Consider the following 11,485-nt stretch of genomic DNA (forward strand, 5'->3'; position numbering starts at 1 on the left):
ATTTTTCCATAAACCTAACCCCCATAAATTATTTTTACTCTAACTTATGGGGGTCAGGTCATTTCCGCGGGCGGCTGGTGAACCTCCTCGAGCTGGCGCACTTCTCCGCCTCTTATCTAGGTGGAGAATCAATTACCATGCATTAAAGTTTCTGGCCGTAGTACCTGTCCAAGGAGAAACCACGTCCCATAATCTCTGAGGCATTAAGGAAGATTACAAAGGATTCTGGTTCTTCTTGTTGCAGCAGCTTTTTCAACTGTACAGCTTCCGGCTGCTCCGTTACACAAAGGATCATTGTCTTCTCTTCCTTGCTGTACCCGCCGACCGTACGGACCTTTGTCAATCCGCGGTCGACTTTGTCGCGGATGAGGGCTTGGACTTTGTCATCTTCATCGGTAATGATCATCACGAGTTTGGTAGCAGAAGTCCGCAGTTGCACCATATCAATGACTTTGCTGCAAATATAGATGGCCATCAAGGCGAACAATGTAAGTTCCAGGCTGAATACGATGATGGAAGCTGCAACAACAAGCCCGTCCACCAGCAATTGGGAATATCCGCTGGAGATGCCAGTGAATTTTTTGACAATCTGAGCAATTGCTGCGGTGCCTCCTGTCGATCCATTTCCTTTGTAGACAATCCCAAGTCCGACCCCAAGCACAATCCCTCCATAAACGGCACCGAGGAGTGGGTTGGTGATGGTAAAGGGAATTTCCGCCGTCAGGTAGATGATAAATGGGACCCAAAAGGTTCCCAGCAGGGTTTTCCAACTGAAGTCGCTCCCCATGGCAATCCAGCCGACGATGAAGAGTGGAATGTTGATCGCAAACTGGACGAGGGCCGGACTGAGTGCATACAGTTCAAATAGTATCGTACTTACACCGGAAATACCGCCTGCTGCTAATCGCGCCGGCAGCAGGAACATATTATAGGATAAGGCTACAATAGTTGCACCGAAGATAATATATACATATTCAAGCAAAGGCTGGTTTAGTTTGTGACGAATTTCCATCATGATGCAGTCCCTTCTCGTTCATTTGATAACTGTTTCATTCTATCACATCGAGTTTTGCTCTGCCGCCTGTTTTGAGGAATCATTTCCAATGGGTTAATATAGAAGGTATAAGCGAATGGAGGGTCATACATGATAAATAGTTTGCGCGATACAGTAAGGTTGAATAATGGTGTTGATATGCCAGCCTTCGGACTTGGTGTTTATAAAGTGGAAGAAGGGGAAACAACCGTCCACTCGGTAAAAACAGCCATCGACCATGGATACAGAAGTATTGATACCGCTGCGTTCTACGGGAACGAGCGTGGTGTAGGACGAGCTGTTGAGGAAAGTGGGGTGCCTCGGGAGGAATTATTCATCACCACCAAGGTATGGAATGACCAGCAGGGCTATGAAGAAACACTTCAGGCATTTGATGAAAGTCTGAAGAAGCTTGGTCTCGACTATCTGGACCTTTACCTGATCCATTGGCCGGTCACAGGTATGTATAAAGATACGTGGAAGGCGATGGAGAAGCTGTATGAGGAGGGGAAAGTTCGTGCGATCGGTGTCTGCAATTTCCATCAACAACATTTGGATGATCTCCTTCCGGAATGTAAGGTGAAGCCGGCCATCAATCAGGTGGAGTATCACCCCCATCTAACCCAAGAAAAGCTCGCAGAATACTGCCGGCAGGAAGAAATTCAACTGGAGGCATGGTCGCCATTAAAGCGTGGGGAAATATTTGATGAGCCGATATTACAGGAAATCGCTGAAAAGCACGGAAAAACTGCAGCCCAAGTCGTGCTGCGCTGGGATGTGCAAAATGGGGTGATTACGATCCCAAAATCTACCAAGGAACATCGCATCAAAGAAAATGCCGATATCTTTGATTTTTCATTGAGTGACGAAGATATGAAAAGGATCAATCGGCTGAATAAGGATGATAGAGTCGGAAGCAGTCCGGATAAATACCCGGTCGAATAACAGCTGAAGATGGATGGAGGAAAGTGGGTATGAAGGTTATAGATACGCATTGTGATGCCCTGCTGAAGCTGCAGATGGAAAAAAGAGGGGTGTACTACGGCAGAAAACCGCTGGATTTCCAACATGCCGATATGCTGGATACGAATCTGGATCGACTTCGCCAGGGAAAGATTGGGACACAGTTTTATGCCATTTTCATTGAGCCCGATATCCCAATGGAAGAAAAGTGGCAGCATGCACTGGAACAGATTGATCTGTTTCATACAGAGATACTGGATAAACACCCAGAAATGAGGCATATTCGCAGTTGGTCTGATCTGAAAACGTTGCATGCAGACGAAATTGGTGCCGTACTGACCTTGGAAGGGGCTGATCCGATTGGTAATGATCTTGGAAAGCTGCGCCATTTATATCGCGCAGGCGTATTGGCTGTCGGTCTGACTTGGAACCATGCGAATCTTTGTGCAGATGGAGTACACGAACCTCGTGGAGGGGGGTTAACCCTTCTTGGAAGAGAAGTGATCAGGCTCAACAATGCTCATCAGGTAATGAGCGATGTTGCCCACTCCACGGTACGAGGATTCTGGGATATAGTAGAATTAGCTGATTATCCATTTGCAAGCCACTCCAACGCAAGAGCGGTCTGCGATCATCCGCGCAATCTGTATGATGGCCAAATCAAGGCATTGATTGAAAAGGGCGGAATGATTCACGTCGTGTTTCATCCAGAGTTCATTTCGGACACGAAGGAACAAGTGGAAATCGATGATCTTATCAGGCATATCGACCATATTTGTTCACTTGGTGGGGTGGAACATATCGGTTTTGGTTCTGACTTTGACGGAATTGACAAGTATGTTGATAATTTGGAGAACGCAGCAAAATATCAAAACCTGATCAATGCCTTGCTGAACCATTATCCGGAAGAGCAAGTCCGTGGATTTGCCGGACAGAACTTTTTGAAGCACATGCCGAACTGAATAAGTGGTGGTATAAAGCTGTAATCCCATGTGTGGCCTCTGGGATTACAGCTTTTTTTTGTGTGTGTTTATACTATCAGCTGGTTTTTATGCATATATATCTACCATTTATGGATAAGCTCTCGGTTCAGGAGGTGGGATATGAATAGATGGATGGTTCGAAAGGAGTGTTGGTACCAGGGGCGCATTTACATGACTCGCATAGCAGGAAACAGAGCTCGAGCAGATCCGCTGCTTTCCTGTATTTCCTTTTAATTATGTGTCGTACGAACTTCCGGTCAAATAAACCCTGTCAAGAATGGGAGGAAACTAGATGAGTGACCAGAAACTCTTGAAGATACTCGGAAGGAAAGACACACTTGCTTTAGCGTTTGGGGCGATGATCGGCTGGGGGTGGGTGGTAACGACCGGGCTCTGGATTACGGAAGCCGGATCACTTGGTGCCATCCTTGCCTTTGCTATTGGCGGATTGCTTGTGCTGATGGTGAGCCTCACCTACGCTGAATTGTCATCAGCCTTGCCACTGGCCGGCGGAGAGCATGTGTACACGTATAAGGCCATGGGAAGAACTGCCTCATTTATTGCCACATGGGCTATCATTTTAGGTTATGTCTCTGTCGTAGCTTTTGAAGCGGTGGCTCTTCCAACGGTGTTTGAATACCTCGTACCTAATTACAGCCAAGGCTATTTGTATACGATTGCCGGTTGGAATGTGACGGCGACTTGGGTCGGCGTCGGAATGATTGGTTCCATCTTTATAGGTTGGATCAACTACCGGGGTATCAAGCTGTCTACGGCGATTACATTCATTCTTACCCTGTTGATTCTCATGGCAGGAGCATTGTTGATTACCGGGAGCACTGCTGCCGGTAATACACAAAATATGCAGCCCTTTTTTGAAAATGGAATGGCCGGTCTTATGGCAGTGGTGATCATGACTCCATTCATGTTTGTCGGCTTTGATGTCATCCCTCAGGCAGCGGAAGAGATTGATCTTCCAAAAAAACGAATCGGCCAGCTGCTCGTATTTTCGGTTGTACTTGCTATCATCTGGTATATTGCCGTTATCTTCGGTGTATCAAGAGTGATGGGAACAACTGCACTTGGCGAATCAGAATTGGTAACAGCAGACGCCATGGCTGCAGCTTTCGATGACAGTCGGTTCATGGGCAATCTCCTCGTTCTTGGAGGTATCGGCGGTATCCTTACAAGCTGGATCGGTTTCTATGTCGGAGGAAGCCGGGCAATATTTGCGCTTGCAAGAGCTGGCATGCTGCCAAAAAGCCTGGGGGATCTCCATCCGAAATATCGGACACCTCATCGAGCCATCCTGTTGATTGGTGTCTTTTCCACAGCGGCACCGCTGCTCGGCCGGCCGGCACTGGTTTGGCTTGTGAATGCAGGTGGACTAGGGCTTGTTGTGGCATGGTTGATGGTGGCCGTTTCCTTTATCATCTTGAGGAAAAAGGATCCGGAAATGGAACGGCCGTTCAAACTTGCCGGCGGGACTGCTATTGGGTGGATTGCTGTTGTCATGGCGGGTGGTGTTACTCTTTTATATGTGCCGGGAATGCCATCAGCCCTTATCTGGCCATATGAATGGGTAATCATTCTGCTCTGGGTCATCCTTGGAGCTGTCCTGTACCGGCTGTCAATGGCCAAATATGGTAAGTCGTTTGCAGATGACCATATGAAGAAAGAAATTGATCGGATTACATGAATACGAAAAAGGTTTCCCAAGGAGGGAGACCTTTTTGTTATCGGAGGAGTGAAAGTGGGTATAGAATATTAACGGAATTTTCTATAAAATTATATTGACAACATTACTTGGCAGACACTACACTGTAACAAAGGTATTGTCGACAATCGACACACTATCTCACATCAGTTCACCTATCATGTCCACTAACGATCCTCTAATTGCCTATTTTTTGAAAGAACCCGTCAACGTACGAAGCAGTAGTTCATACAATGTATAAACGGCTCAGCTGGTGGTGCTGAAATAAAAAAGAGGGGAAGGGATGTGTATGTTAACATTTTCCGTTTCTGAGTTTCAGGATAGGATTGCTAAAACGAAGGAACGCATGGCTGCGGAGGGGATGGATATTCTGCTGGTTACTGATCCGGCAAATATGAATTATCTTACCGGCTATGATGCATGGTCCTTTTATGTCCACCAGCTATTGGTCGTCATGATTGACGAAGACCAGCCGTACTGGATAGGGCGGGGGTTGGACGCCAATGCTGCAAGATACACAACCTGGCTGGATGAAGAGCATATACTTCCCTATGCTGACAACTATGTCCAGTCGACGATAAGACACCCCATGGATTTCGTGTCTGATTTCATCCGGAGCAAAAAGAGCGGTAAGCTAATTATCGGTGTAGAGTTGGATGCCTATTATTTCACTGCTCAGTGTTATATTCATTTGGCACATGGTCTGCCGGATGCCCGTTTCAAAAATGCCACCAACTTGGTGAATCGGATCCGCATTGTCAAGTCTGATCAGGAAATTGCCTATATGAAACAAGCTGCAAGAATTTCGGAAAAAGCTATGCAGGCAGCCTTTGAGACATTGAATGAAGGTGTCCGGCAAAGTGAAGTAGCTGCGGCCATCAGTCATGCGCAGATCATTGGGACAGAGGAATATGGAGGAGATTATCCATCCATTGTTCCATTGCTTCCTACGGGAGAGAAAACATCCGCCTGCCATTTGACCTGGACGGATGATACCTTCAGAGAGGGAGAACCGGTCATCATTGAACTGGCGGGATGCTATAAACGTTACCATTCGCCATTGGCGAGGACTGCGGTAGTCGGAATGCCGAGCGAAGAGGTGTATCAGCTTAGCGAGGTGGTCATCCAAGGCATTCAAGCTGCATTGGAAGCGGTTAAACCAGGAGCTACCTGTGAAGAGATCGAGCTTGCCTGGAGGAAGGAAATCACCAAACATGGGTTGAAGAAAGAGTCTCGTATCGGCTATTCTGTAGGACTGAACTATCCGCCTGATTGGGGAGAGCATACAGCGAGCCTTCGCCCGGGAGATCAGACGATCCTCGAACCGAATATGACCTTCCATATGATACCGACCATCGATCTCGGCCATATTGGCATGGAAATCAGTGAATCATTCCGAGTGACCGAAGAAGGCTGTGAAACACTTGCCAAATTCCCGCGGGAGCTGTTGATAAAGCCCAATGCTCGTTTAGCCTAGGTAGACAGCACTAGGGTTTCGTGTAGAAGGAATATTTGGCAGCACATCCTTAATTGCCGGAGGGCAGCGATATCAACCAGAACATTCCATCCCAGCAGTAAAAAGCCGTACCCCGAGGTGTACGGCTTTTCGCATTATCTTCTTTTGTCCCAGACTTCCGGATTGATCATCGTCGGTGGCTTTTCACCGGATAGTCCGGCGCGTAAATTTTTTGCTGCCAGTTCTGACATGGCCAGTTCTGTCTCCCAGGTGGACGAGCCGATATGCGGAGTTGTCACGGCATTCTCCATGCTGAGCAATGGGTTATGCAGATCCATCGGTTCCTTCTCGAACACATCAAGACCACAGCCGGCAATTTCACCTTTTTCGAGGGCTTCAATCAAATCACTTTCGACAATTGTTTTTCCGCGGGAGCCATTGATGAAAATCGCACTATCCTTCATCAGGCGGAACTCCCTCTTGCCGATCATGCCCTCGGTTTCTGGTGTGAGGGGGGTGATCAAGCAAACAAAGTCAGACTCTCCCAGCAGCTGATCGAGTTCTCGGTAGCTTGCATCGAACCTTTTCTCCGCTTCCGGTTTGCTTCTGCGACTGTGATAGAGGATCTCCATATCAAAGCCAAAATGGGCCCGTTGGGCAATAGCAGCGCCTATCTTGCCCATGCCGATGATTCCGAGTGTTTTATGATGGACATCAATGCCGTAATGATCCGGCCCCAAGGGTTCTGTCCAATTGCCGCTCTTTACTTTGTGATCCAGCTCGGGAATCCTTCTAGCCGCACTGAGAATCAATCCAAACACCGTATCTGCTACGGTGTCGGTCAGGATATCAGGAGTATTGGTGGCGGCAATATTTCGTTTTGTCAGCTCTGGAAGATCGAGATTATCATAGCCGACCGAAACATTGCTGACGATTTTCAAATTTGGCGCACGGTCCAATAATTCTTTGGTGACAGGAAGGGCAAGGCCGATGATCCCTTCCGTCTCTCCCAGCCATTGCAGAAAATCCGAGTCGTTTTCTACGTCGACGTTTTTAAAGAAGCGGACATCGAATTCCTTTTCCAACTGATCCAAAACCGGCTTTTCCACCCGATTATAAGCTAAAACTTTTTTCTTCAATAGTCATCCTCCTTGTCCATCCGTTTCATTATTTATATGCGGGACAGATGTAAAACGATTCATCCCATAGAACATATGACAGTTACCATCAACATAGAGGAGAAACAACCGGAAGTCAATCGAAATAAATATATTTCAAATTATCGGAAAAATGATTGACAGAGGCCGGGCATCTATCCTATTCTAAAATTAAGGTATTGTCGACAATCGACAATAGGCATTTCGAGCAGGGAATGAGCATATTCTTGGAGAAGGGAAGTCAAACAGCGATGGAAGAGGATCGTATGATTGTACAGAAACCGTTAAGTGAATTGATTGCAGAAGAATTGAGGCAGCGTATCTGGAATAAGCAGGTACAGTTTGGCGAGAGACTGCTGGAAACTGAACTGGCGGAGATGTTCGATGTGAGCAGGAGTACGATCCGGGAAGCATTGAAAATTCTGGAGCAGGAACAGCTCGTCATCAGCAAAGCCAGAAAGGGAACGTATGTCACCGAGTTCACGGATGAAGACTTGGCAGAAATCATTGAGCTTCGTACTTTGATGGAAGCACATGCCTTTCAGGATGCCTTGCCAGAACTAGGAAGAGAACACTTCGCCAAACTGTCAGAAATACTGGATGAGATGAAAACTGCTGCCGGAAAGGGGAAATGGGGGGACCTGTTCGATCTCGACATGAAACTTCACGGCTATATCGTCAATCAATCCGGAAATTCACGGATCATTCGTATCTATGAATCCATCCAGGTACAGATTCGTGCCTATCTCGTCCACTTGGATCAATACTATTCCAGTCCGCATTCCTTTTATGCGGAGCACAGGGAGCTGGTGGATGCCCTGAAGACAAAAGATCCACAGAAGGTCAATCGCAGTGTAAGGGATCATATTTCCTATGTGGAGGAAAAGCTGCTGCAGACGAAACAGAAACAATAATTTGTGAGGGAGGCTGCATATGATGACAAAACAGTTCGCCAATGTGAGGACAGAACTGCCGGGTCCAAAAGCAAAGGAGCTTCTGGACAGGAGGCATGCCATTGTACCCGATGCCGTTAGTTACGGAGCCCCGACATTTGTCCATAAGGCAAAAGGTGCATTGCTTGAAGATGTGGATGGAAATACTTTCATCGATTTCGCCGGCGCCATCGGGACCATTAACGCGGGACACAGCCATGAGACGGTGACAAATGCATTGAAAGATCAAGTCGATCGTTATATTCATACAGGGTTCAATGTCATGATGTATGATCCTTATATTGAATTGGCAGAGAAAATTGCCAAACTAGCCCCGGGGGCTTTTGAAAAAAAAGTCATGTTCCTGAACAGTGGTGCAGAAGCAGTGGAGAATGCCGTCAAACTGGCCAGGAAATACACGAAGCGCCAGGCTGTTGTTTCCTTTGCCGGCGGCTTTCATGGACGCACATTGATGACGATGTCATTAACAGGGAAGGTGAAGCCGTTCAAATACGAGTACGGCCCATTTGCCCCTGAAGTCTATAAAGCAGCCTACCCTTATCATTACCGCCGGCCGGAGGGGATGAGCAAACAGGCCTATAGCCGACATCTCTTGGAGGAACTGGAAAAGTTCTTCATCAGCCATGTAGATCCGAGCCTGGTAGCGGCCGTGATTATGGAACCTGTGCAAGGAGAAAGCGGTTTTATCGTTCCTGATAAAGAATTTGTCCAAGGAGTGAAGAGACTCTGTGAAAAACACGGTATTCTGATGATTGCGGATGAGATTCAGACCGGTTTTGGCCGGACGGGTAAATATTTTGCCATGGAACACTTTGATGTTGAACCTGATTTGATTACCATTTCCAAATCCATGGCAGCGGGTCTGCCGATCAGCGGAATCATCGGCCGCAAGGAAATCATGGATTCGCCGGGCAGCGGAGAACTTGGCGGAACGTATTGCGGAAGCCCGCTTGGCTGTCGGGCCGGTCTCGCTGTTCTAGAAATCATGGAGAAGGAGCGGATCAACGACCGGGCTGAAACGATCGGCCGCCAAGTGATGGACCGTTTTAGGCACCTCTATGAAAAGTTCGAGGCTGTCGGTGATTATCGGGGACTTGGTGCCATGTGTGCCATGGAATTTGTCAAAGACCGGGATACGAAAGAGCCGGATAAGCAGCTGACCAATGAAATTTTCAAGGAAGCATACAGCAGGGGCCTCATTTCCATGAAGGCGGGGGTTTATGACAATGTCATCCGATTGTTGATGCCGCTCGTGATTACAGATGAACAATTACAGGAAGGACTCGATATTTTGGAGGAATCGGTGGAAGCAGTACTTGCTCCCGCCAAAAATTAATAAAACTAGCAATAAGGATGGGAGGGGCATATATGACAAAATATCTGATGTATGTAGATGGACAATGGACTGGTAATGAACTGGAAACGATGGATGTCGTCAACCCGGCAAATGGCGAAGTGATAGGGACGGTTCCATATGGCGGGGAAAAGGAAGCCCGGAAGGCCATCGAGGCGGCTCACAGGGCTTTCTCCTCCTGGTCCGCTCTTACGGCTTATGAGCGGGCAGGATATTTGAAAAAGCTTCAGGAACTAATGCTCGAAAATGAGGATGATCTGGCAGAAACAATGACATTGGAGATGGGAAAACCGATCAAGGAGTCGCGTGGGGAGGTAAAATATGCTGCCTCCTTCCTGGAATGGTTTGCTGAAGAAGGGAAACGGGTGTATGGGGAAACCATCCCTTCCCATTTAAACGGAAAACGTCTGCAGGTTTGGAAAAAGCCTGTCGGGGTAGTCGGAGCAATTACTCCTTGGAATTTTCCTGCAGCGATGCTGACGCGAAAAATCGGTCCTGCTCTCGCAGCAGGCTGTCCGGTTATTATGAAGCCTTCCAGGGAAAGCCCGCTGACAGCAGTGAAATTGACGGAGCTCTGTGAGAAGGCAGGCTTTCCAAAAGGTGTCGTGAACCTGGTGACTGGTTCTTCTTCTGGAATTGCCGGTGAATTGATGCAAAATGAGAAAGTACGGAAAATCACCTTCACCGGATCTACGGAAATTGGCAAAAAGCTGATCAGACAGAGTGCGGATCAGGTGAAGAAATTATCCTTGGAACTGGGTGGGCACGCGCCGATCTTAGTGATGGATGATGCGGATATCGATAAGGCGGTAAAGGGAGTTGTCGCCTCTAAATTCCGTAATGCTGGGCAAACTTGCATTTGCGGCAACCGGATTTTTGTCCAATCCGGCATCTACGATGAATTTGTCCAAAAGTTTTCCAAGGAAGTAGAGAAGCTGAGAGTAGGAGATGGCCTGAATACGGAGACAGATATCGGTCCATTGATCAATAAGGACGGCCTTGATAAAGTTGCCAGACATGTGGAAGATGCTGCCGGCAAAGGAGCAAAAGTGGTGATCGGCGGAAAGCCCCTTGCTGATAAGAACGGCATGTATTATACACCGACTGTCATGGCGGATGTCACAACAGATATGGTGATGATGCAAGAAGAAACATTCGGTCCGGTTGCACCGGTCATGAAAGTGGAAAGCGACGAAGAAGCGGTCACCCTTGCCAATCATACACCATATGGTCTTGCTGCCTATGTATTCTCTGAAAATGTCGCCAGAGGCATGAAAATCATTGAACAGCTCGACTATGGAATTGTGGGCTGGAATGACGGGGCGCCATCCGCCGCGCAGGTACCTTTCGGCGGTATGAAAGAAAGCGGAATCGGTAGAGAAGGCGGTCATGAAGGAATGGATGCCTTCATTGAATCCCAATATGTTTCTATTGGTGTGGACTGATTTTCCAAGAAGGGATGTGGGCCAATGAAGAAAAGAATCCAGACGGATAACGCTCCTGCACCGACAGGGCCTTACTCCCAGGCCATATTGGAAGGTGGATTCGTATTTATCTCCGGACAGGACGGAATCCACCCTAATGGTGAATCAGCGGGAGAAACGATAGCCTTGCAGACGGAAGCGGCATTGAGAAACATTGAAAGTATTTTAAAGGAGGCTGGCGGCAGCCTGGAGAATCTAGTGTTTGTCACATGCCATTTGGATGATTTGACAGAAGAAAAGGCGAATGAATTCAACCAAGCTTATCGGAAGTACTTCAACCAAGTGGAGAAGAAACCGGCAAGGATTACCGTCGGGAGCCAGCTGCTTGACGGGAAGGTGGAAATAACAGCCATCGCCTCCATTGATCGGTGAGGAGGGGTTTGTT

General features: G+C 47.6%; 10 protein-coding genes. 8 read left to right on the top strand and 2 right to left on the bottom strand.

What is annotated here, in order from left to right; translation table 11 throughout:
* Positions 1–142 precede the first annotated feature (142 nt).
* Positions 143–1,015, bottom strand: a complete 873-nt coding sequence (locus ACFOGI_RS04715) for a YitT family protein (RefSeq protein ID WP_390269190.1) — start codon at positions 1,013–1,015, stop codon at positions 143–145.
* A 129-nt stretch (positions 1,016–1,144) separates the two neighbouring features.
* Here ACFOGI_RS04715 and ACFOGI_RS04720 point away from each other — a divergent pair, with 129 nt between their 5' ends.
* The 4 genes from ACFOGI_RS04720 to ACFOGI_RS04735 all read left to right on the top strand — a co-directional run bounded on the left by ACFOGI_RS04720 (position 1,145) and on the right by ACFOGI_RS04735 (position 6,173).
* Complete coding sequence (locus ACFOGI_RS04720) at positions 1,145–1,978, top strand: aldo/keto reductase (protein WP_390269193.1); 834 nt, start codon at positions 1,145–1,147, stop codon at positions 1,976–1,978.
* Positions 1,979–2,007: 29 nt separating this feature from the next.
* The gene (locus tag ACFOGI_RS04725; RefSeq protein WP_390269196.1) at positions 2,008–2,958 is read left to right on the top strand and encodes a dipeptidase; all 951 of its coding nucleotides are present in this window, start codon (positions 2,008–2,010) and stop codon (positions 2,956–2,958) included.
* A gap of 313 nt (positions 2,959–3,271) precedes the next feature.
* The gene (locus tag ACFOGI_RS04730) at positions 3,272–4,678 is read left to right on the top strand and encodes an APC family permease (RefSeq protein WP_390269199.1); all 1,407 of its coding nucleotides are present in this window, start codon (positions 3,272–3,274) and stop codon (positions 4,676–4,678) included.
* Positions 4,679–4,985: 307 nt separating this feature from the next.
* A complete protein-coding gene (locus ACFOGI_RS04735) occupies positions 4,986–6,173 on the top strand; it encodes a M24 family metallopeptidase (protein WP_390269380.1) in 1,188 nt (395 codons plus the stop codon).
* Between the two features lie 134 nt (positions 6,174–6,307).
* Here ACFOGI_RS04735 and ACFOGI_RS04740 read toward each other — a convergent pair whose 3' ends face one another.
* The gene (locus ACFOGI_RS04740; protein ID WP_390269202.1) at positions 6,308–7,291 is read right to left on the bottom strand and encodes a 2-hydroxyacid dehydrogenase; all 984 of its coding nucleotides are present in this window, start codon (positions 7,289–7,291) and stop codon (positions 6,308–6,310) included.
* Between the two features lie 233 nt (positions 7,292–7,524).
* Between ACFOGI_RS04740 and ACFOGI_RS04745 the strand changes: the two genes are divergently transcribed.
* Genes ACFOGI_RS04745 through ACFOGI_RS04760 form a run of 4 tightly spaced genes read left to right on the top strand, consistent with a single transcriptional unit; the run spans position 7,525 to position 11,472 of the window.
* On the top strand, positions 7,525–8,223 hold the full coding sequence (locus tag ACFOGI_RS04745; RefSeq protein WP_390269205.1) for a GntR family transcriptional regulator: 699 nt from the start codon (positions 7,525–7,527) through the stop codon (positions 8,221–8,223).
* Positions 8,224–8,242: 19 nt separating this feature from the next.
* Positions 8,243–9,598: a 4-aminobutyrate--2-oxoglutarate transaminase gene (gabT, locus tag ACFOGI_RS04750; RefSeq protein ID WP_390269208.1), complete on the top strand. Its 1,356-nt coding sequence runs from the start codon at positions 8,243–8,245 to the stop codon at positions 9,596–9,598.
* Between the two features lie 32 nt (positions 9,599–9,630).
* Entirely contained in the window at positions 9,631–11,061 is a 1,431-nt protein-coding gene (locus ACFOGI_RS04755) for an NAD-dependent succinate-semialdehyde dehydrogenase (RefSeq protein WP_390269211.1), read from the top strand.
* Between the two features lie 24 nt (positions 11,062–11,085).
* Complete coding sequence (locus ACFOGI_RS04760; protein ID WP_390269214.1) at positions 11,086–11,472, top strand: RidA family protein; 387 nt, start codon at positions 11,086–11,088, stop codon at positions 11,470–11,472.
* The last annotated feature ends 13 nt before the right edge of the window (positions 11,473–11,485 follow it).

This window comes from Virgibacillus xinjiangensis (genome assembly GCF_042643145.1).
Lineage (GTDB): Bacteria > Bacillota > Bacilli > Bacillales > Amphibacillaceae > Virgibacillus_O > Virgibacillus_O xinjiangensis.

Coding starts and splice junctions, on each gene's coding strand:
- ACFOGI_RS04725 (WP_390269196.1), top strand. CDS start 2,008: ATGAAGGTTATAGATACGCATTGTGATGCCCTGCTGAAGCTGCAGATG.
- ACFOGI_RS04760 (WP_390269214.1), top strand. CDS start 11,086: ATGAAGAAAAGAATCCAGACGGATAACGCTCCTGCACCGACAGGGCCT.
- ACFOGI_RS04755 (WP_390269211.1), top strand. CDS start 9,631: ATGACAAAATATCTGATGTATGTAGATGGACAATGGACTGGTAATGAA.
- ACFOGI_RS04730 (WP_390269199.1), top strand. CDS start 3,272: ATGAGTGACCAGAAACTCTTGAAGATACTCGGAAGGAAAGACACACTT.
- ACFOGI_RS04745 (WP_390269205.1), top strand. CDS start 7,525: ATGAGCATATTCTTGGAGAAGGGAAGTCAAACAGCGATGGAAGAGGAT.
- ACFOGI_RS04715 (WP_390269190.1), bottom strand. CDS start 1,015: ATGATGGAAATTCGTCACAAACTAAACCAGCCTTTGCTTGAATATGTA.
- gabT (WP_390269208.1), top strand. CDS start 8,243: ATGATGACAAAACAGTTCGCCAATGTGAGGACAGAACTGCCGGGTCCA.
- ACFOGI_RS04735 (WP_390269380.1), top strand. CDS start 4,986: ATGTTAACATTTTCCGTTTCTGAGTTTCAGGATAGGATTGCTAAAACG.
- ACFOGI_RS04720 (WP_390269193.1), top strand. CDS start 1,145: ATGATAAATAGTTTGCGCGATACAGTAAGGTTGAATAATGGTGTTGAT.